This is a genomic window from Actinoplanes sp. NPDC049802, assembly GCF_040656595.1.
In the GTDB taxonomy this organism is placed as follows: Bacteria; Actinomycetota; Actinomycetes; order Mycobacteriales; family Micromonosporaceae; genus Actinoplanes.
Window position 1 is genome coordinate 1 of the sequence record NZ_JBFAMR010000062.1, and the last position, 20,536, is coordinate 20,536.

The window sequence follows — 20,536 nt, forward strand, 5'->3', positions numbered from 1 at the left end:
GTGACCTGGCAGAAGAGCCGGCGCAGCAACCCAAGTGGCAACTGCGTGGAGTGCGCCGTCCTGCCGAGTGGTGATGTTGCCGTGCGTAACTCCCGGGATCCCGAGGGTGCGGCACTGATCTACACCCGGGCCGAGATCGAGGCGTTCCTCGGCGGCGTCCGCGACGGGGACTTCGACAACCTGGTCGCCTGACGCTCAGGCATTTCGTAGAAGTCCGGTCGCGGAGCCCCGCGGCCGGACTTCGCGCTGAATCAGGCCGGGCGGCCGACCTCGTTCAGCAGCTTGCCGAGGATGTCGGGCGTGTCGTTCGGCGGCTCGGCGTCGATGCAGACCCGCTCCATCGCCATCGCGTAGTGATCCACATCTTCGCGCTTGTCCAGGTAGATGGCGCTGGTCAGCTGCTCCACATAGACCACGTCGGGCAGCTCCGGCTCAGGGAAGCGCAGGATGGCGAACGGTCCGCCGGCCGCCGCGTGACCGCCCGCCTGGAACGGGATGATCTGCAACCGGACGCCGGGCAGTTTCGCCGCCTCGATGAGCGCCTCGATCTGAGCGCGCATCACGTCGACACCGCCGATGGGGCGTCGCAGCACCGCCTCGTCGATCACCGCCCACAGTTGCGGGCCACCCGGACGGGTGAGGATCTGCTGTCGATGAAGCCGCACGTCGACTCGCCGGTTGATCTCGTCGGCGGTCGCGCCGGCATGGCCCAACATGATGACGGCACGTGCGTAATCGGGCGTCTGGAGAAGTCCCGGAACGAACTGGATCTCATACGTCCGGATCAGCGAGGCCGCCGCCTCGAGACCGAGATACGCCTGGAACCATGTGGGAAGAACGTCACTGAAGTGCTGCCACCAGCCGGGATTGTTGGCCTGCCGGGCGAGACCGATCAACGCGTCCCGCTCGGCGGAGTCGCTGACCCCATACATGGTCAACAGGTCCGCGACGTCGCGTTCCTTGAAACTGACCCGGCCCAGCTCCATCCGGCTGATCTTGGACCCGGACGCACGGATCTCGTAACCCGCGGCCTCCCGGGTGATCCCCCTCGACTCCCGCAGCTTCCGAAGCTGGGAGCCGAGCAGGATACGCAGCACGGTCGGGCCGCCTCCCGGCGCCTCCTCCTGCGAACCCGCGCTCACCTGACTCCTTGTCGCTGCTCTGTGACTGCCCGGCGCAACCTTACGCATCCTAGAGCGGAGATCGTTCCCGCGGAACGGGTGGATCGCGGTGACACGATCATTCGCTCATTGCGGATGCACGTGCAGACGGCCTTGCGGACGCACTTGATGACGAGCATGATAGCTGACAGACACGTACCAACCGCTAACGGAGCGTGCCGAAATCTTCGGCTGCTCAGCTAGTTGCGGGTGCTGCTCAAGAACCCCCGGAGCACCGCCTCGAGACCGTGGAGGCAACCCCCATGCCGAACCTGATGGCGTCCACACCCACCGTGACCCCGCCCTACCGTGACCCGGCAGAGGTGGCCCCGGCCGAGAGCTACCGGCCAGCGGATCCGGTGTGGGTCTATCGGGACGGATGGCGGGCCGGCATCATCGAGGCAGCCTCGCCCCGGGCGGTCACCGTCACCTACCGCCCGGAAAACCATCGGGGTACGGGCGTGGACACCTTCACCGCGCCTTACGTGACTTCGCGGGCCGACGCCGATCCGGCCCTCGACCAGCGAGCATTACGGCTGGTGCGGCGGAGTCCGCTGCGATGACCGGCGCCGTCACGGTCTCGGCGGTCGTCGGACTGCTCAGCCTCTTCGCCGGGGTCGCCCTGGGGTGGTATCTGCGGCGTACCAACGACTGGTGCCCCACCTGCGGCGAGCAACTCTCGTGCGGCGCGTGCAAGGTTCCGATCAACTGGTCTGAGCAGCAGCCGAGCGCTGCGCATCGCTGATCGTTCGGCAGACGGACCAGGGTGATCGCCGCCGCCGCCCACGGAACCCACCTGATCCGCGGACGGCAGCGTCGGATGACCGCGGTCAGCGCCAGCGATCGCCGGTGAGCCGCTCGTAGACCTCGACGTACCGGTTGCGGGTGGCCTCGACCACCTCGTCCGGGATCTCCGGACCCGGCGCGGTGCGATTCCAGTCGGTGAGCTGCCCCGACCAGTCACGCAGAAACTGCTTGTCCAGGTAACGCGGCACGCCGCCCGGCTTCCACTCGTCCGCGCCCCAGAACCGCGACGAATCCGGCGTGAGAACCTCGTCACCGAGCTTCAGCACCCCGTTCGCGTGCCCCACTTCGATCTTGGTGTCGGCGATGATGATGCCCTTGGTCGCAGCGATCTCCGACCCGCGCCGGTACACCTCCAACGTGACCCGGCGCAGTTCCTCCGCCAGCTCCTTACCCACTAGCTCCACCGTCTGCTCGAAGGTGAGCGGCTCATCGTGCCCGCCGCCGACCGGCTCCTTCGTGCTGGGCGTGAAGATCGGCTCCGGCAGCCGCGAGCTTTCGACCAGGCCCTCCGGCAGGACATTGCCGGAGATGGTCCGGTCCCGCTCGTAGTCCCTCAGCCCCGACCCGGCCAGATAGCCACGCGCGATGCACTCCACCATGACCATCTCCAGGCGCTCACACCGGATGGCCCGCCCACTCCACTCCGCCGGCACATCGGTCGCCGAGATGACATGGTTCGGAATCACGTCTGAGAGCTGGTCGAACCACCAGAGCGAAAGCTGGGTGAGGATCTTCCCTTTGTCCGGGATCGGCGTGGGCAGGATGACGTCGTAGATGGAGATCCGGTCGGAGGTGACCAGGATCAGATCGTTGCCGTCGGCATAGACGTCCCGGACCTTGCCGGAGTGCAGGAGCTCCACTTGTTCCCCTCGATGGTGGCGGCTGAGGTGCGGCTCAACGCTATCGAACTGATCCTGACGCCGCAGTCGCGAGCGGCCGTCACCGAAACCGGCAGTAGCCTGGTACAGATATCAGTGTTAGCATGGTCAACAGATACCAAGCACCTTGAGTTAACAGCAGCGCCTCGGGAGGCGAGACCGCGATGGCATCGGCTTTACCCGGACAAGACCCGCTTTGGGAAGACGGGGTCGAGGAGGACGGCAGTGCATACCTACCTCGAACCCTGAGGGTACGGCGACAACGCCTCCGCCCACCCCGCCCGACGACGAAGAACCGACCGAAGCCGTCCCGGGGCCCCGTCGAGATCCTCGGCACCCGACCACCCACGGCCGACGAGGATCCGGAACTCTGGGCGGTGCACGCGGCGATCTCGAAGCTGGATCCGTATGGCGACCGAACCGGGTACGCCATACGTGAGGCACTGGATCAGATCTACGATGGACAACGGACCGGCCGCTGGGATTTCACGCAGCTCCTCAAGACCGAGAAGACGCATATCGGCACTCTCGTGGAGATTTGGATCCAGCGCGAATTCGAGTTCCGCGACGGCGTGGAGCTGGACTACAGCATCGCCGGCGCCGACGTCGACTGCAAATGGTCCCGGAATCTCTACGAATGGGAGATCCCGGAGGAAATGTACAGTCGTGGGAACAAGATTGCCCTCGTGGTCTGGGCCAACGAATACACTGCCCGCTGGGCATCCGGTCTGATCCGAATCAGCGATGAGGTCCTGAAACCCCGGGGCAATCAACGCGACAAGAAACGCCAGCTCAACGAAGAGGCCCGCGGTCGGATCCTTTGGCTGGTGGCGGGCGCGGACCTGGTGAAGAACACTCTCCTGCACATCACGGACACGCGGAAGCTCGAACTCATCGCGTACGCGAAGGGCGGACAGACCGCGGTCGACAATCTCTTCCGCGAGCTACCCGGGGAACTGGTCAATCGCGCGACGATCCAGACCGCTGCACAGCAGGTCGACAGCGCGAAACGAGTACGAGACGCCCGCCGGAACCTGCGGCCGGAGGGCATCGTGATCTTCGGGCACTACCGGCCGCATCCTCAGATGGCCGCGGAACTCGACCTTCCAGCACCGACTCTCGGACGGTTCGTCAGCGCACGTCTGCACCCCTGGAGCGATGGCGATACCGAGCCCTACACGCTTATTCATGGGACTCGTTGGCGACTCGCCCGCCCTGACGACCCGATCGTTCCGGCCCCCGACATCGAGCCCGGCAAGCTACGGGATTGATCAGCTAAGTCGACTATTCTGCCCTTTTCGCCCGCGATGAGCCGAATGGCCAGGAACTCGGCGTACTTGAAGGTCGAGTTTCGTTTCCGAGTGGCGATGACACGCTCATCAGCCATACCCATTAGATTTCACCGCAATCGGAGCGCCGATCGAGCTCTCCGACTGTTAGAGCTGCGACACGCGGGAGTCGGATTGCACATTCGGGAGAAGAACAGGCCAAGAGTTGTCGACGCCGTCGCCGAACGGTTCGATGCCTGTCCCCATACGGCCGATACCGGTTCAACCACGAGACACACCCGTGGAGCGATCCGGCAATCCCGACCACCTGGTTCTCCCGAAGCCTTCCACATCGAAAAACTCCGTACGAGAGGTGACCGACCGTGACGATGACGCAGCCGTCGTGGACTCCCGACGCGGGCCTCGTCCGCGAGGTAGAGAACCTGTTCGACAGCACCATCGCCTCCTATCGGGTGAAGCCGGACCTGATCTCGGAGCATGCGAATCACGAGGAGTCCATTCGCGTCGGTGGGTACGCCAATCGAACGCTTCTCGAACTCGTCCAGAACGCGGCCGACGCCATGTCGGGAACCGGGATGGAATCGGGCCCGCACTCCGGGCGGGTCGAGATCGTCCTCGACACCACCCGCAACATCCTGTACTGCGCCAACGCTGGACGTCCGTTCTCCAAGAGTGGCCTGACGGCCATCACACATGCGCATCTCAGTGGCAAGAGAGGCGATGAGATCGGCCGGTTCGGGCTCGGTTTCAAGTCCGTGCTCGCTGTGTCCAGCGCGCCGAAAGTCTTCAGCCGTTCGGTGTCGTTCGAGTTCAACTCCGCCGAGGCACAAACGGCCATTCACGGGATCGGCTCGGCGGTGAGGCGCCTCCCCGTGCTCCGTACCGCGACCGTCATCGACGCGAACCGGGCGTTCGCCGAAGACCGCGTACTCGCCGAACTCGGAGAGTGGGCGTCCACGATCGTCAAGCTTCCTAACGTCTCCGACACCACTCGACTTCGTAAGGAGATCGTCGAGTTCTCATCGGAGTTCCTGCTCTTCGTGAGTGCCGTACGTGAGGTGCGGCTTCGGATCCTCGGATCCGAGCCGTTCACGACCAGCCACGTTTCCCGAAGCCTCGGCAGCGGCCTGTTCAAGATCGAAGGCCCCGACGGTGAGGGTGAGGAGTGGATCGTCGAGGACCGGATGCACGCCCCAAGCCCGGAGGCTCGAAAGCATGTCGGTGAGGCCGTCTCTCGAGCGAAGGTCAAGGTGACAGTTGCGATTCCCCGGAAGCTGCGGCGAGAGCACCGGATCGGACGTTTCTGGTCGTACTTTCCGTTGCAGGATAAGACCTCAGCATCCGCCCTCTTCAACGCTCCATGGAGCGTGAACGACGACCGCACGACGCTCCTTCGCAACGCCTACAACGCAGAGATCCTCGTGAAGCTCTCGGAGATGTTCGTCGCGATGATGCCGCGCGTCCGCACCGCTGAGGATGCGGCGGCGCACCTGGAATACCTGCCGGCTCGAGGTCGAGAGCTGCTCTCCTACGGCGACGAGGTGCTCTGTGCGCAGGTGCCGCACATGGCAGTGGGGTCCGACATCGTCCCTGATGCTGACGGAACCCTGACGCGTGCGGCGAACCTGAAGCCACTCGACTTCGCGATCGCCCTGGACGAGTCGATTCACAAAGCCTGGATCGGCTCGCCGAACACCGGATCAGACGTCCCGCATTGGCAGTGCTACACCTCATTGCAGCGGGTCTCACGTCTGCGGCACATCTTCGCAGCCGCGAACGGCGCTCCGCTGGACAGCACCGAGGCCGACATCAAGCGGGCAGTGGCCGCGATGACGAAGAAGCGCGGGCTCCTCTCCTGGCTGCGGGAATGGGCCGAGGGAGACGATCCGGTCTCCGCCGCGAACGCGCTCCGGCTAGTCTGCCGGCAGCGAAACCTGCCCGACGTGGAGCGGGCCAAGGTCATTCCGACAACCGACGGCCTACGGTCGCTGCAGGATAAGAACGTTGTATTCCTCCACCAGGTGGAAGGACTCGAGATCGAGGGAGCGGTCTTCGTCGCCCCCGCTTTCCTGTCGCAGAACGGAATCGACAAGCTGCTGAGGGACGCGGGATTCCGCGCTCTCGACCCGCTGGCGATCCTGAACGCCCGACTCGCTCGCCTCTCCTCAGACTCGAGCGACGAGGAGCACACCAGGCTTTGGAAAGCTGCCATTGCGGTACCTCTGCCCATCGTGCAGAGGGCTCTCGCCGCCTATTCCAGCCTGGTCAAGGTGCCCACACGAGACGGCGGTTGGGCATGGCCGCGCGAGGTGATCGATATCGACATCCCCCTAAAGGGCATCCCGGGCGTCAAGGCGTTGGACCGCACCAGGTGCCTGGCGGGAGCCGCGCATACGCTCGGGGTGATTCACGACCCGGTACGCGAATACCCCTCGGAGGATGAGTTCTACTTCGAGAAGTACCGGGACTGGGTCCTGGAGGACATCAACGCGAACCAGGGCCCCGGCGAACGGCCAGTCGAGCGGATCGAGTTCTATCCCGGTGTAGGGCCTGGCCCCTTCTCCATGTTGTTCATCCTCCGCGACGCGGAGGCATCACAGCAGTTGCGTACGCAGTGGACGACCGCACTGATCCAAGCCGACAACACCGATTGGACGTGCGACGACGTCGACGCCGGCATGTCCTACAACGTGTTGTGGTCGCCCGTCCGGTGGGCCGTTGAGAACGCCGGCCTCGTGGAATCGACCAAGGGATTTCGCCCACCCTCCAAGGTGGTGGCACCGTCCATGCTCAGATATGAGCTGCTCCTCCCACTGCTGCGCGGAGGCTCTCAGCTCGCCGCAGCCCTTGAGCTGCCGAACGAACTCGAGGCGGTGCCGGTCGAGGTACTCAAGGAGGCACTCGGCGCCGAGCTGTTCAACAACCGCATCCCGAACGAAGTGCTCCTCGAATTCATCCTGGCTTCCTCCCGGATCGCCTACCCCGACGCGCAGCCTCCAGCGATCCCGGCCAAGATCGGTCACTTTACCGAATCACGGTCACCCTCCACGGTCTTTCTCGCGACCAGCGACGAACAGGAGGCGCTACTCAAGACGCGTCAACGGCCTTACCTGCGAGTACCGGAAGCACAGGTGCCGGAGTTTGTGAAGTCGGTCGGCTGCCGTCGCTTCGAGGACGTCTTCGCCTTCTCGATCTTGGTTGAAGGAGAACGGGAGGACGAGCCGATCCTCGACGTCTTCCCCGGCCTGCGGTCCACACACGTCTCAGGTCACCTACGGAACGCGACATTGACCCGGGCGGTACAGGTGGTCAAGCGTGTAACCGACGAGAAGGGCGCTGAGAACCAGTCGATCGAGTGGCATCTGGATGGGCTTCGACTCATCGTCCGTAACGAAAGCGACGAGCCTCGGCTGCTGCGCTTCGTCAACGAGGCCTTCGATCTCGGTCTCACGAACGCCGACCTGGCGCAGGTCCTCAAGGTCGGCCTCGATCAGCGACTCGAGGAAGAACGACAGCGCGCCAAGGCCGCCACGACGGACGAGGAACGCCTTGACGTCTACTTCGGGCCGGACGATCTTCGGGATGCCCTACCCAAGGGGTTGTGGAAGGCACTCCAAACGCAAGGACTGGTCGACAGCAGGACATCGGTAGCTGGTCTCTTCCTGACCGTATGGGGATACGACTCGATCCAGCAGCTCGCTCAGAACTTCCGGGACCGAGGCTTCTCTGATGTTCCCGATAAGTGGGCCGGTCTGCCGGCAGCCATCACGTGGTTGCGCAAGATGGGATTCGGCCCAGAATTTGCCGGCCGCCGCAATCAACGTCAAGACCAGGAGTTCATCGTTCCCGGTGCGGTTCGGCTCAACGCGCTGCACGCCTTCCAGAAAAAGATCAGTGAGGAGCTACAGGAAGTTCTCACTAAGAACGAGAATGGCGTCTATCGCAAGGCGATGGTGGAACTGCCCACCGGTGCCGGCAAGACCCGCGTGGCGACGGAGACCGTCCTACGCCTCTTCATCGATGGCCGCCTCCGGGGGCCAGTGCTGTGGATCGCGCAGTCCCAGGAGCTCTGCGAACAGGCGGTGCAGACGGTCAGCACGGTATGGCGAGGGCTCGGCGACGAACGCCCGCTGACGATTGGCCGGCTTTGGGACGGTAACACTGTCAATCGGCCTGAGACCGAGTTCAGCTTCATCGTGGCCACGGACGCGCAGCTTCGCCTCAAGGTCAACGACTCGGACTATCAGTGGTTGAGCGAGGCGACAGCGGTGTTCATCGACGAGGGCCACCGTGCGGGTGGCTCCGAGATGTACACGCGAATCCTGAGCTGGCTCGGGGTGGCCGGTCGAGGCTTCGCGCGCCCGCTGATCGGTCTCTCCGCAACGCCCTTCAAAGGCACTTCCATAGAGGCGACGGACGCGCTCGCCGGCCGTTTCGGCCGCAAGAAGATCAAGGCGTTCGATGAAGGGAACGCCTATCGGGAACTGGCCGACGCCGGGGTTCTCGCGCGTGTACAGCACCAGGTCCTGAAGGGCATCGACGTCAACCTCAAGCCAGGTGAGCAAAACGACGCACGGACCCTTCGCCGCATCAGCCCGACGGTCATGGACCGGATCGGCCGCGACCACGCCCGGATGTCGACGCTCGTCAACCACATCCTGGGGCTCGATGACACCTGGCCTGTGCTGGTTTTCACCCCGGACGTCCTGGCTGCTCAGGTCCTGGCTGCGACGCTGAGGTGCCGCGATGTCACCGCGGCCGCAGTGAGCGGGCAGACCGGCGGACAGGAACGTCGCGACATCATCAATAGATTCAAGAACAATGAGATCCGCGTTCTCACGAACTGCGACCTACTAATCCAGGGTTTCGATGCGCCGGGCGTTCGGGCTCTCTACATCGCCCGCCCGACGTTCAGCCCGAACGCCTACATCCAGATGGCGGGTCGTGGGCTGCGCGGCCCCATGAACGGCGGGAAAGAGGAATGCCTCATCGTCGACATGGCCGACAACTTCGGCGATTTCACGGAGCTGCTCGGCTATAAGGAGTATGAGGATCTCTGGCAGGAGCACCGCTCATGATTCTCGTCCCTGACCTGTCAGACATCGAGCGGACCGCTGGCAGCGACGCGGAGCGCCGCATCGCCCGGATACTGCGTGAGGTGACCGGAGATCCTGACGCGGTCGCCTTCCACTCGGTGAAGTTGCGGTCGCACGCGTACAAGCAACAGGCCGAGGCCGACTTCGTCGTCCTGTGGAAGAAGGTTCTCATCGTTGTCGAAGTCAAGGGCGGGGGCGTCCGGAAGTACGACGGGATCTGGTACAGCGTCGACCGACGTAACGACTGGCACAAGCTGGCCGGCTCACCGATGGAGCAGGCACGCTCCGCCATGTATGCGCTTCGAGACATCCTTCGTGAGGAAGGCATCGGCTGGTTCGCGCACGAGGCCGTCGTCATCACTCCGGACATCGAGACACCGCCTCACTCGGTGGAGTGGCAGCCGACTCACTGGCTGGCGAAGGACGACATGACCGTCACCAGGTTGACGGAGGCTCTCGACGCTGTCTCGGCCGCCGCACGATCGGCGCCTGCGGCACAGCGCATTGCGCGAACCGACGACCTGCGAACGCGCCTGTTCGGGGAGTTCACCCGTATGCCCGTGATCGACGCGCAACGTGGCGCGGTCATCGAGGAGCAGAACCGCGCCACCGAGGGTCAGGCCAGAGTCCTCGCCTCCTTGGCTCGTAATCCACGGGTGATGGTCTTCGGCGGCGCTGGCACCGGTAAGTCACTGGTACTGGTGGAGGCCGCGAAACAGGAGGCCGATCAGGGTCGGTCGGTCCTGATCACGTTCCATTCCCCGGAGCTCCTCCGCTTCTTCGCTCCACATGTGGTGGGGCGCGACATCGACGTCCTCCCGGTCGACCGGTTGGACGGAGGCCGGGTCTACGACGCCGTGTTCGTCGACGAGGCTCAGGATCTGATGACCGCCGAGATGATGGACCGGCTGGACACGGTCACCGTCGGCGGGCGTGAGCGAGGCCGTTGGCGCATGTTCCTGGACAGCAATAACCAGGCGCACGTGGACGGCGGCTACGACACGGACGTGATCGAGATCGTCGCGTCGGAGGGCATCTCCGTCGATCTGGATCTGAACGTCCGAAACACCCGGGCGATCGTGCACATGGTTCAGGAGTACCTCGGCGCGGACGTCGGTGACCCCGGTATCGTCCACGGGGAGAAGGTCCGGTGGCACACGTTCGACGGGAACTCCGGCGTCGCCGCGGCCGAGACGGTGGCGGGAGGCCTAGTCTCCGACGGGATCCGTCGGGAAGACATCTGGATCGTCCGCGTCGATTCGACGGATCCTCCCACCGTGACCGGCGGTGGATTCACCCTCACCAGTCCTCGCTTCGCGAAGGGCCTCGAGGCGGAGAGCATCATCATCTGCGACCTCCCGGCCTCGTTCGATGCAGCCGGTACGGCGGCTCTGTACGTGGCCGTGACTCGCGCCCGCGTCTCCCTGGACATCCTGGTGAACAAGGACGACAAGCGGCGGCTTCAGCAACTCCTTCGACAGCGGTTGGTGACGAGATGACATTGACCAGAGGACAGGCGATCGCGCTCTCGCATCTGCGGAAGGCATACGTCGGGCCCGACGATCATGACGAAGAGGTCATCACCAACCTGCCTGACCGTCAGTATGCGGTCGGCATGCTCTTTCCGATCGCCTCCGCCCAACCGCCGGGCGACGCCCCACGCCCGGAGGAACCGGTCCAGTCGGACGTGCCGACCGGTGATGTGGAGGAGAACGATTCAGGTGTCCCGCTCGCCGAGGATTGGCGGCCCTCATCAGTTGCGATCTCCTTCGTGACGGATCGGCTGGAGGTCTTCTGCGATTTCTCCGGAGGGACGTATCAACCCCTCACCGACGATGGCCCTCCGCGCTGGCGGCGTCGCCGGTTTCGGTTCGAGAGCTTGGAACTCGCACCGGATCGGCCCCCACACCAGCTCAAGGCCGGGGAAGTTCCGATCGAGGTCGGATCGCGGTGGCGACCGTACGGTGACAAGCATCTCGTGACGGTGCACGCACGAGTGATGGCCAAATCGACCGGGGAAGACCGGTTGGACATCCCTCTGATGCTGTTCCAGATCGCTCTCGCCGTCACACCCACACCAGGTGGACGGATCCTCGAGTACCGGGGCTCGACAGCAATCGACTTGGATGACGAGTCCGCAGAGCTGCGTCTGCGCTATCGCGACAAGAAGATCTACGCTGTCGGGCACGGCATGGCGGCCGACTGGCAGTTGACCGATGGCGAGTGCACTCGTGTCCTGCTCGATCCGGTTCCGGCGTTCGTCGTTCCTGCCATCGAAACGACGGGCTTCGATCAGGACACGGTCGAGGCCGCCGCATTGCGACTCAACAATCTGGCTCGGATCGACACCCACGCCGACGAGATCCTTCAGATGTTGGACGCGTTCGTCGGCGCCTTCGCGGTCTGGGTGGAGGAACAGGAGAGCCTCGCTGAGGGGTTCGGGGCGGATGCTCCGGTGGCACGAGCGATCACCGGTCGAGCCCGTGGCGCCCTGCGGCGGATGAGCGTCGGCGTTGACCTGCTACGCGACCCGCGACAGCGATCGCTGCGTACCGCCTTCGCGCTCGGAATGACGGCGATGCGGCTGCAGATGCGCCAGACCTCGGTACGTCGTGGCGACCTTCCAGAATCAGTGGCCGAACCGCGCTGGCGACCGTTCCAGCTCGGCTTCCTCCTGGTTGCATTGGCCTCGACGGTCGATGACGAACACATGGATCGGGATCTCGTCGATCTGATCTGGTTTCCCACTGGTGGCGGTAAGACCGAGGCGTACCTCGGTCTTACCGCGATCGAGATCTTCCGGCGACGGCTCGACCACGGCGTCGCGGGCGCCGGTACCGCGGTACTCACCCGCTATACGCTGCGTCTACTCACCGCGCAGCAGTTCCAACGTGCGGCCTCCCTGGTTTGCGCGATGGAGCTTCTCCGTCGATCCGACCGACGGGTGGAAGGCATGGCTCGCTTCTCCATCGGCCTGTGGGTGGGTAACGAGGTCACGCCCGGCACGCGAAGGGACGCCAAGGCTGCGCTCGACCGCCTTCACAAGGCGGCCCGCCCTGAGGAGGCGAACCGGTTCCAGGTGGAGAGTTGCCCGTGGTGTGGCGCCGCGCTACTGCCTGAGAAGCGTTCTGATGACAGGAGCAGGTACGGCGTACGGCTGGAGGGCCACGACGTCGTCATCCATTGCACGAGCACCGACTGCACGTTCCGTCGCGAGCTGCCGGTCATGGTGGTGGACGAGATGCTGTACGAGGAGCCGCCGACCATCCTGCTCGCAACCGTCGACAAGTTCGCTCGGCTCCAGTTCCGTCCCGAGTCGGGCAGGCTCCTCGGCCTCGGCACCCCGTATCGCCAGCCCTCCCTGATCATCCAGGATGAGTTGCACCTACTTTCCGGGCCGCTCGGAACCACGGTGGCGGTGTTCGACGCAGTGATCCAGATGCTTCTGAGCAGGGACGGCAGTTCCCCGAAGATCGTCGCTTCGACGGCCACGATCCGGGCCTCACAGGAACAGATCCAGGGCCTCTACGGGCGGAAGGTCGCGCTCTACCCTCCGGCAGGCCTGGATGGCGATCGAACGTTCTTCTCCCGGCCCGTCGAGAGTGGCGAGGGACGCCTGTACGTCGGTCTCATGCCGCAGTCGCTTTCGCAGGTGTCTGCGGTCATCTCGACCGCGGCCCCGCTCATGGAGATCCCCGCGGTGTTGGCCACGGAGCCCGATACCGGGACGACACGTGACTCCTACTGGACCGCAGTGATGTACCACAACAGTCTTCGGGAACTCGGCCGCACCGGAACACTCGTGGTCGATGACGTCAACGGCCGGCTGGAGCCACGCGCGGACCGACTCAATCTGCCCTTCCGAAAGGTACGGGCAGATCGGGTCCTCGAACTCACGAGCCGCCGTGGACCGGAAGAACTCCCCAACGATCTACGTGAGCTCGCACGCAGCATCGACCAGACCGACCAGGCCGTAGACGTCGTGCTCTCCTCCAACATGCTGTCGGTGGGCATCGACATCCCCCGCCTTGCGCTGATGCTGATGGTCGGCCAACCGAAGACGACCGCCGAGTACATCCAGGCCACGAGTCGCGTCGGCCGTGGCTTGAACAACGGCATCGTGGCGACTTTGTTCCGTTCCAATCGGGCGCGGGACCGCTCACACTTCGAGACGTTCCGCGGCTACCACGAGGCGCTCTATCGCAGTGTTGAGCCGACGAGTGTCACTCCATGGTCGCTGGCCTCCCGGGCTCGATCGTTGGCCGGTGCGCTGGTTGCTCTGCTGCGGCACTCCGTATCAGCCCTTTCCGCGAACGACGCCGCGTCGAATCTCGATCTCGACGACGACGGCATGTCTCGGACGATCGAACGCTTGGTGGAGACCTTCCTCGGTCTAGTGACTCGTTCGGAGCCGATCGAACGGGAGGAGACCGAGGCGGAGGTGTGGCGACTCCTCCGCGACTGGGACCGCCGTGCCAAGCAGGCACGCGAGGGTGGCACTCGCTTGCTTTACGACCGCGTCAAGGCCGACGACGAGGCCTTGCTCAAGAGATTCGACCAGCGCGGCGAGGGTTGGCTTGTCGCAGACTCGATGAGATCGGTCGAACCCAACGTCGCCGTCCATGTACGTGAGCCGATGGAGGAGGGCCGCCGTGGAACCGATCATGCATGACCTGCGACTTTCCGAAACGATTACCCCGTTCGGGGTGGGCGCGATCGTCGATGTCCGCGGCGAGTCGCTGATCGCACCCGATACGTCCTGGTGGAACAGGCACCAAGCGTCCGAGATCAGCTGCAAGCGGCTCGTAGCGCGGCTCCCTCGTGGGCGAGGCATCCTCCGGCAGCCGCCGGCTCACGCCGGTCGAGCGGCAAAGGAGACCTCACACCTGCTCTACTGGCGTTTTCCGGCATGGCGGTTCTGCGAGCAGTGCTCCAAGCTGTCGATGCTCACCGGCAGAAGCAAAGGACGATGGGTCAACAAGTGTGACTGCGGTGGTTCACTCGTCCCGATGCGCTACGTCGCGATCTGCGAGAAGGGCAGCCATATCCAGGACATCCACTGGTTCAAATGGGCCCATCGCGGCGCCGGCGCAGGCGCCGCGGAGGCCGTCCGCTTCTGCCGCGCCTACAAGGAGTTGAGGTTCATCCGCTCCACGAAACACGGCGAAGGCCTCGCCTCGCTTCGTGTCGTCTGCAACGGATGTAAACGCGATCGCCCGCTCTCCGACCTGGTCGGCAAGGATTCGCTGCAACGTGACGGCATCCGGTGCGACGGGCGGCAGCCGTGGGAGGAGACGAACAGCGGGGACCCCTGCGAACACCGGCTTCTCGCCGTCCAACGCGGGGCCACCGGGAACTACATCGCCGACCGGCTGTCGGCCCTCGACATTCCGGAGGAAGCCCCGCAGTCCGTCGCGCAACGGGACCAGATCCGCGCGCACGTCTATTTCGAGAAGGTGGTCTCGGACAACGGCGGCCCTCAGGCGGACATGGTAGCCGGATGGATCGCCGAGGAACTGGGTGTGTCGAAGGAGGACGTCCTCCAGTTGGCCTCTGGCGACGACGATCCCGAGGAGGCTCCGCTGCTGGGGCTGAAGGACGGTGAGTGGGCGGCCTTTCTCAAGAAGTTGGAAGGCGGCCGGGACCACAGCGGCGGTGATTTCATCGTCGATGGCTGGCGGGTGCCAGGCGACACTGTCTGGCCGTCAGCATTGACTGATCGGCTCGTCGCGGTCGGCCAGGTACAACGCGTGCGTGAGGTCCGCGCGCTCAAGGGCTTCCGCCGGCACAACATGGAGGCCGACCCGATTCTCGCGGACCTCGGCCGCGACCAGAGTCGAATGCCGGTGTACCCGGCTGTGGAGATGTTCGGCGAGGGCATCTTCCTCCGCTTCAACGAAGACCGGCTGTCGGAGTGGGAGAACCTTCCCGAAGTCCGAGCAAGAGCCGATATCTTGGTCAAGCGACGCCAATACAACCAGTGGGCACAGAACCTGGACGTACCGGAACCGCGTTTCATTGCGCTGCACACGATCGCCCACCTGCTGATCCGCAGGCTCGCCTTCGCGAGCGGTTACGCATCCGCCTCACTCCAGGAGCGGATCTACGCGAATTCGGAGCGCTCCGACCGCACTGCAGGGATCCTGATCTACACGGCCGCGGGCGACGCGCAGGGCACCCTAGGAGGCCTCGTACGCCTGGGCGAGCCGGACAAGATCCTTCCGCTGCTGGTGGCGGCACTGATCGACGCGGACGTCTGCTCCAACGACCCGGTGTGTATCGAGAGTGATCGACAGGGCACATCCCAGCTCAATCTCTCGGCGTGTCATGGATGCGCACTCGTCAGCGAGACCTCTTGCGAGACGGCCAACCGGATACTCGACCGCCAGCTCGTCCTCGGCGGCGGGAACGTGCCAGGTCTCCTCGACAGCGTGCTCGATCAGGTTCGCCACTCATCGACCGTGTAGTCCTCAAGACCGGTGAGGGGTCGCTTCATCGTCCCCTCACCGGTCTCGAGCTCAGTTCAGGTACTCCTTGAGGTGCTTAGCGATGGCGGCGGCCAGACCCGACGGAACGGCGTTACCAATCTGTTTGGCGATCTCGGTCTTGGAGCCGCACCACAGGTAGTCCTTCGGGAAATCCTGCAACAGCGAGGCCTCGTAGTGGGTGATGACCCGGTTGACCCGCTGATCCGGCCGGTCCGGCTCCCACTGGGGGTGGAGATACTGGCCCTTCTCGGGCTTGAAGAACTCGGTACGAATCGTCAGGGACGGCGCGTCCCAGCGCATACGGCCCATGACATCCGTCGTGCCGGTCTTCTTCTCGCGCCAGCATCGGGACAGCAGGTGATCAGGGAGATTGAACCGGCCACCACCTGGAGGGATATGGTCGTAGCGCTCCAGCGACATCGCCGTCGGCTGCCGGCCGAAGTGGATGTCGGTTCCCTTGAATTCGCCCCGGATCCGCTGGCCGAAGTACTCGGTCAGCGATGCGGGCAACTCGGTGGTGGCCGGGTACGGGTCGACCCAGGCGATTCGGCTCCGCACCGTCTCCCAGGGCAGGAGATCGCCTGTCGGAACCTTCGCATGTGTCGGCTTCGGCAGCGGGATCTCACCGATACGTGACCCGATCACGATGGTCCGTGGGCGGCGTTGCGCCACACCGTAATCCGCGGCCAGCAGGACGCCGTATGAGAGTTTGTAGTCTTTGATGAGGCCGTGGTCGGCCTCATCAAGGAGGAGCTGAAACTCGCTGGCGCGCGAGAATCGTTCGACGTTCTCGATGACGAAGACCTGGGGACGTGCCTTGACGACGAACCTCAGATACTGCTTCCACAGTTTGTTGCGAGGGTCGTCGACATCCTTGCTGCCAAGGTTGGAGAAGCCTTGGCACGGCGGTCCACCGATGATCACCTCGGCGCCGGGGATCTCGTCATCGCGCACTAGCTCGATGTCGCCCCAATGGGTGTGCGATTCGCCGAAGTTCGCCGCGTAGGTGGCGGCTGCCGCGAGATCCCACTCGACCGACATGATCGGACGAAAGCCCTCACGGCGGAATCCGACGGTCATACCGCCACATCCAGCAAACAAGTCGATCGTGCTCAGGCGGTCGCTCACCCGCGACAGTTTAGCTCCCCCTGGTCTCGAGGCAAGGTGCCACGCGGGTGTGATAGAACGCATGTCCGACAAGTCTTGGGCATCGTCCGCCGGCGTGCGGAAGTCGATGCAGGCCAACAAGGGGCGAGACACCCGACCAGAACTCGCGCTGCGTCGGGCTGCACACGCTCGTGGGCTCCGCTACTTCGTGAACCGACGCCCGATCAAGGCGGTGCGCCGAACTGCGGACCTGCTATTCCCCCGCATCCGACTCGCGGTGTTCCTGGACGGTTGCTTCTGGCATGGGTGCCCAGAACATCACACCGTCGCCAAGACTAACGCCACCTTCTGGGCCGAAAAGGTGGCGACGAACCGCCGCCGGGACATCGACACCAACACCCGACTCGCGGACGCCGGATGGACCGTGATCCGAATCTGGGAACACGAAACGGCCGATCAGGCAGCGGACACAATCCTCGCGGCAGTCACTCGACTCCGTGATACCGATCCAATCACTGATGACGATCCACCTCCTCCAGCCGGGAACACCACCTGAGCTGATCTCACCGAATACGCATCAGTCGGATCCCACTCCAGGGCCGTACGCTCGGGTCCCTCAAGCCACACAAGAGCCGACCGGCCGGCGTCAGGCCAGAAGCCGGCGATGCCGCCCGGCCGGAAGGCTGGGCGGCATCGGGTCCGGGGTTGTCAGGCGGGCTGTTCGGTGGGGCGGCCCAGCAGGAAGGCCAAGCTGAGGGACCGGCCCTTGAGCCGAGCCAGGGCGACCCCGCCCGCAACCGCCGCCGCCGTGGTGACCGTGCCGGCGGTCAGCAGCGCGCCTCGGGCGCCGAGGGTGTCGCATAGCCAGCCGATGGCCGGGGCGCCGACGATCGCGGAGAGGGAGGAGACGATGCCGACCGTGGCCAGGACGCGGCCGCGCATCTCTTCGCGGGTGTCGAGCAGGATGCGGGTGGAGACGACGGTGTCGAAGACGACGGCGCCGGCCGCGATCGGGAGGATCAGGGCGGCGAAGCCGAGGATGTTCGGGGCGAGGCCGGAGCAGAACTGCAGGGCGCTGATCAGCGAGCCGGTGCCGAGCAGGACCCGCAGGGTGGATCGGCCGGTGCCGGCCAGGAGCAGGCCGCCGGCGACGGCGCCGACGGCGAAGACCGTCGACAGCAGACCGTACGAGCTGGATGTGCCGCCGAGCGGGCCGGAGACCATGGCGGCCATCGACACCTGATAGTTGCGGCCGAGGGAGCCCAGGACGAACGAGAGCGCCAGGACGACCAGGATCACCGGCTGGCGGAGCAGGTAGCGGAATCCGGCGATCACACCGCCGTCGGACGCGGAGGCGACGGCCAGCGGGCGCATGTCGCCGAGGCGCATGGCGAGCAGGGCGCCGATGACGGCGAGATAGGACGCCGCGTTGATCACGAAGAGGGCGGACGGGCCGGTGACGCCGATCAGGACGCCGCCGAGTGCCATGCCGCCGATCCGGCCGGCCGAGTTGAGGACCGAGCCGAGTGCCAGGGCCGACGCCAGTGCGTCTTGGGGGACGAGGGCGGAGCCGAAGCGGCCGAGGACCGGGCCTTCGAAGGAGCCGATGACGCCGGACGCCAGCGCGACCGCGTAGATGGTCCAGTCTCCGCCGGGCAGGAGCAGAGCGAGGGCGAGCAGTGCGCGTACCGTCTGGAAGGCGATGAGCAGCGGCCGGGCCGGAAGCCGGTCGGCGAGGGCGCCGCCCCAGCTGCCGAGCAGCAGCACCGGCAGGGATTGCAGCATGATGACCGCGCCCATCGCGGTGGCTGAGCCGGTGGCGGACAGGATGAGCCAGTTCAGCGCCAGGACCTGCATCCACGTGCCGCTGACCGAGATCAGGTCGGCGGCCGCCCACAGGCGGTAGTTGCGCTCTCGGAGCGGCGCGAACATCGGAGCCAAGGCGGCGGCACCCCCACAAGGAAAGTGGCGCCGGCTGTCGGCGCCTCCTCCTTGTTCGGGTCGGGCTCGCGGCCCGCTTCGCCCTTGGCCACCGGAACACCACAACCGCAACCTGCACGGTTGCGCTTCTCGAGTACCAAGCACCGATCAGCAACGCTCCGTGAACCGCACAGTGGCAGGCCTTACGCTCTGGGGCCATGACCGACGTTCCCGCGCAGCCCACCCGGGCTCGCTCTATTTTTCAGACGGTCGGCGCTCTTGCCGTGGCCGTTCTCTCCGCGCTCGCCTGGTTCGGCTGGCTGGGCTGGGACAACGAGTATCAGGCGGACGGCAGTGGCCCGTACCAGGCGTGGCAGGTGGCCGGTTGCGCTCTCACCCTGATCGTGATCATGTTCGGCGCCGTGCAGCTGGGTGTGTTGCCGTTGTCGGCGGCGGCCGCGATGACGCTGGCGTTCACCGCGGCGTTCAGCGTGACGGCGTCCCAGGACACCACCGGCCTGTGGGCGGTCGGCGCACTGCTGATCTTCATCTCGCTGGCGTCGGCGTCGGTGCTGGTCGGTTTCCTCTCCCTGCATGTCCGTCATCGTCGGCTCAGGGGGCGTACGCGGTGAGCGTCCCCTCGGACACCTGATGGATCCGCCCGCCGGCGACGATGATCGAACCGTGGTAGGCGGGCCCGGCCACCGTCCCGTCGGCGGCCTTCCGCACTTGTCCGCCGCTGTAGAGCAGCCCACCGGCCCGAATCGGCTGTGCCGTGCCGGCGGTGGTCGACCGCACGCTCCAGAGCCGTTTCCCGTCGGTCACCCGGAACGTCTCGATGCCTTGATCGAACACCCGGTAGATCCGGTTCCCGTCGACCGCGATCGGGGACCGGTCGAGGCCGGGCACGGTCCATCCGGGCTGCCCGTCCGCTACCCGGACCGTGCTGAGTCCCGTGGTCTTCTCGTCGGTGACGTAGAACCGGGTGCCGTCCGGGTCGGCGGCCTCCGCGGTCCAGTCGGCCTTGCGGGTCCACCGCACTCGGCCGCTGACGACGTCCACGCCGGCGCTCTCGCCCTGTTCGACTTCGCTGCCGTCGGTCTTGCGCATCAGGATCGTCCCGTTCGCGGAGACTCCGGACGACAGATGCCGCGGTTTGCTCCAGAGTGTCCGCCCGTCGCGGGCGGAGAACGCCACGACCTCGTCCTCGTCCGACGGCGATCCACCGGACACCACGATGACGCCCTTGTCGACGGTGGTGTCGTGCACCGGGATGTCCATGCGCTGGCGCCAGCGGACCAGCCCGCTGCGCAGGTCGAGGGCGGTGAGCTGCCCGTCCGGGTCGCTCTGTGAGTTGCAGCCGTTGTTGGCGAGGATGACGAGCCCGCCGGTGATGCCGATCCGGGGTGTCCCGTTGTCGCCGGGATCGTCCCAGTCGTGACGCCACAGCAGCCGGCCGGTGTCCGCCGTGTAGGCGGAGACGCCGAGCTGGTCGCTGGTGACGACACGCCCTCCGGACAGCAGGGGCGCCGAATACCCGGAGCAGCTGGTGTCGCTGGAACGCAGCTTCACCTGCCACTTCTTGGCGACGCGGCGGATGCTGCCGGCGTTGATCACGTCTTCCGCCGGGTTGTAGTGGCTGTCTTCGGCGTCGTAGCCGGGGTGGTCCCAGACCGGCGCGACGGCCGCGGTGGCCGGGCTCGCTGCCGCGCCCGCGGCAAGCGCGATCGACAGAACCAAGGCGGGGGTACGCCGTACAGAAGTCGTCATGCGCCATAACGTATGCGGACC

General features: G+C 65.4%; 15 protein-coding genes. 10 read left to right on the forward strand and 5 right to left on the reverse strand.

Annotation, left to right across the window (positions count from 1 at the left end; all coding sequences use genetic code 11):
* Nucleotides 1–192, forward strand: a 192-nt coding sequence (locus tag AB0I88_RS31350; protein ID WP_361032761.1) for a DUF397 domain-containing protein, incomplete at its 5' end; no start/stop codon positions are given.
* Nucleotides 193–251: 59 nt separating this feature from the next.
* Here the strand turns inward: AB0I88_RS31350 and AB0I88_RS31355 are convergent.
* The gene (locus AB0I88_RS31355; protein ID WP_361032764.1) at nt 252–1,142 is read right to left on the reverse strand and encodes a helix-turn-helix transcriptional regulator; all 891 of its coding nucleotides are present in this window, start codon (nt 1,140–1,142) and stop codon (nt 252–254) included.
* Between the two features lie 281 nt (nt 1,143–1,423).
* On the opposite strand from AB0I88_RS31355, the gene AB0I88_RS31360 reads away from it, so the two are divergent.
* On the forward strand, nt 1,424–1,723 hold the full coding sequence (locus AB0I88_RS31360; protein WP_361032767.1) for a hypothetical protein: 300 nt from the start codon (nt 1,424–1,426) through the stop codon (nt 1,721–1,723).
* Nucleotides 1,720–1,905, forward strand: a complete 186-nt coding sequence (locus AB0I88_RS31365; protein ID WP_361032770.1) for a hypothetical protein — start codon at nt 1,720–1,722, stop codon at nt 1,903–1,905. Before AB0I88_RS31360 ends, AB0I88_RS31365 begins: the two co-directional genes overlap by 4 nt.
* Before the next feature lie 85 nt (nt 1,906–1,990).
* On the opposite strand, the gene AB0I88_RS31370 is transcribed toward AB0I88_RS31365, so the two are convergent.
* Complete coding sequence (locus AB0I88_RS31370; protein ID WP_361032773.1) at nt 1,991–2,827, reverse strand: phosphoribosylaminoimidazolesuccinocarboxamide synthase; 837 nt, start codon at nt 2,825–2,827, stop codon at nt 1,991–1,993.
* 395 nt (nt 2,828–3,222) lie between these two features.
* On the opposite strand from AB0I88_RS31370, the gene AB0I88_RS31375 reads away from it, so the two are divergent.
* The 5 genes from AB0I88_RS31375 to AB0I88_RS31395 all read left to right on the forward strand — a co-directional run bounded on the left by AB0I88_RS31375 (nt 3,223) and on the right by AB0I88_RS31395 (nt 15,697).
* Nucleotides 3,223–4,116: a NaeI family type II restriction endonuclease gene (locus AB0I88_RS31375; protein ID WP_361032776.1), complete on the forward strand. Its 894-nt coding sequence runs from the start codon at nt 3,223–3,225 to the stop codon at nt 4,114–4,116.
* Between the two features lie 386 nt (nt 4,117–4,502).
* A complete protein-coding gene (locus tag AB0I88_RS31380; RefSeq protein ID WP_361032872.1) occupies nt 4,503–9,212 on the forward strand; it encodes a DEAD/DEAH box helicase family protein in 4,710 nt (1,569 codons plus the stop codon).
* The gene (locus AB0I88_RS31385) at nt 9,209–10,729 is read left to right on the forward strand and encodes an NERD domain-containing protein/DEAD/DEAH box helicase (protein ID WP_361032779.1); all 1,521 of its coding nucleotides are present in this window, start codon (nt 9,209–9,211) and stop codon (nt 10,727–10,729) included. Before AB0I88_RS31380 ends, AB0I88_RS31385 begins: the two co-directional genes overlap by 4 nt.
* Complete coding sequence (locus AB0I88_RS31390; protein WP_361032782.1) at nt 10,726–13,902, forward strand: helicase-related protein; 3,177 nt, start codon at nt 10,726–10,728, stop codon at nt 13,900–13,902. The genes AB0I88_RS31385 and AB0I88_RS31390 overlap by 4 nt, the downstream gene beginning before the upstream one ends.
* Nucleotides 13,883–15,697 carry a DUF1998 domain-containing protein gene (locus AB0I88_RS31395; RefSeq protein WP_361032785.1) on the forward strand — a complete coding sequence of 605 codons (1,815 nt, stop codon included), beginning with the start codon at nt 13,883–13,885 and terminating at the stop codon, nt 15,695–15,697. Before AB0I88_RS31390 ends, AB0I88_RS31395 begins: the two co-directional genes overlap by 20 nt.
* Nucleotides 15,698–15,748: 51 nt before the next feature.
* Here the strand turns inward: AB0I88_RS31395 and AB0I88_RS31400 are convergent, their stop codons facing one another.
* Complete coding sequence (locus AB0I88_RS31400) at nt 15,749–16,846, reverse strand: DNA cytosine methyltransferase (RefSeq protein ID WP_361032788.1); 1,098 nt, start codon at nt 16,844–16,846, stop codon at nt 15,749–15,751.
* Nucleotides 16,847–16,907: 61 nt separating this feature from the next.
* On the opposite strand from AB0I88_RS31400, the gene AB0I88_RS31405 reads away from it, so the two are divergent.
* Nucleotides 16,908–17,381 (forward strand): very short patch repair endonuclease, encoded by a 474-nt coding sequence (locus AB0I88_RS31405; protein WP_361032791.1) that lies wholly within the window; start codon nt 16,908–16,910, stop codon nt 17,379–17,381.
* A gap of 152 nt (nt 17,382–17,533) precedes the next feature.
* Here the strand turns inward: AB0I88_RS31405 and AB0I88_RS31410 are convergent, their stop codons facing one another.
* Nucleotides 17,534–18,757: an MFS transporter gene (locus tag AB0I88_RS31410; RefSeq protein ID WP_361032875.1), complete on the reverse strand. Its 1,224-nt coding sequence runs from the start codon at nt 18,755–18,757 to the stop codon at nt 17,534–17,536.
* 206 nt (nt 18,758–18,963) lie between these two features.
* Here AB0I88_RS31410 and AB0I88_RS31415 point away from each other — a divergent pair, with 206 nt between their 5' ends.
* Complete coding sequence (locus AB0I88_RS31415) at nt 18,964–19,377, forward strand: hypothetical protein (protein WP_361032794.1); 414 nt, start codon at nt 18,964–18,966, stop codon at nt 19,375–19,377.
* On the opposite strand, the gene AB0I88_RS31420 is transcribed toward AB0I88_RS31415, so the two are convergent.
* Nucleotides 19,358–20,515: a PQQ-binding-like beta-propeller repeat protein gene (locus AB0I88_RS31420; protein ID WP_361032797.1), complete on the reverse strand. Its 1,158-nt coding sequence runs from the start codon at nt 20,513–20,515 to the stop codon at nt 19,358–19,360. The genes AB0I88_RS31415 and AB0I88_RS31420 overlap by 20 nt on opposite strands.
* Between the last annotated feature and the right edge of the window lie 21 nt (nt 20,516–20,536).

Bases quoted from the DNA above. Each gene is read 5' to 3' on its own strand.
- AB0I88_RS31360 (WP_361032767.1), top strand. From the start codon at position 1,424: ATGCCGAACCTGATGGCGTCCACACCCACCGTGACCCCGCCCTACCGT.
- AB0I88_RS31365 (WP_361032770.1), top strand. From the start codon at position 1,720: ATGACCGGCGCCGTCACGGTCTCGGCGGTCGTCGGACTGCTCAGCCTC.
- AB0I88_RS31380 (WP_361032872.1), top strand. From the start codon at position 4,503: ATGACGCAGCCGTCGTGGACTCCCGACGCGGGCCTCGTCCGCGAGGTA.
- AB0I88_RS31385 (WP_361032779.1), top strand. From the start codon at position 9,209: ATGATTCTCGTCCCTGACCTGTCAGACATCGAGCGGACCGCTGGCAGC.
- AB0I88_RS31390 (WP_361032782.1), top strand. From the start codon at position 10,726: ATGACATTGACCAGAGGACAGGCGATCGCGCTCTCGCATCTGCGGAAG.
- AB0I88_RS31405 (WP_361032791.1), top strand. From the start codon at position 16,908: ATGTCCGACAAGTCTTGGGCATCGTCCGCCGGCGTGCGGAAGTCGATG.
- AB0I88_RS31410 (WP_361032875.1), bottom strand. From the start codon at position 18,757: ATGTTCGCGCCGCTCCGAGAGCGCAACTACCGCCTGTGGGCGGCCGCC.
- AB0I88_RS31415 (WP_361032794.1), top strand. From the start codon at position 18,964: ATGACCGACGTTCCCGCGCAGCCCACCCGGGCTCGCTCTATTTTTCAG.
- AB0I88_RS31420 (WP_361032797.1), bottom strand. From the start codon at position 20,515: ATGACGACTTCTGTACGGCGTACCCCCGCCTTGGTTCTGTCGATCGCG.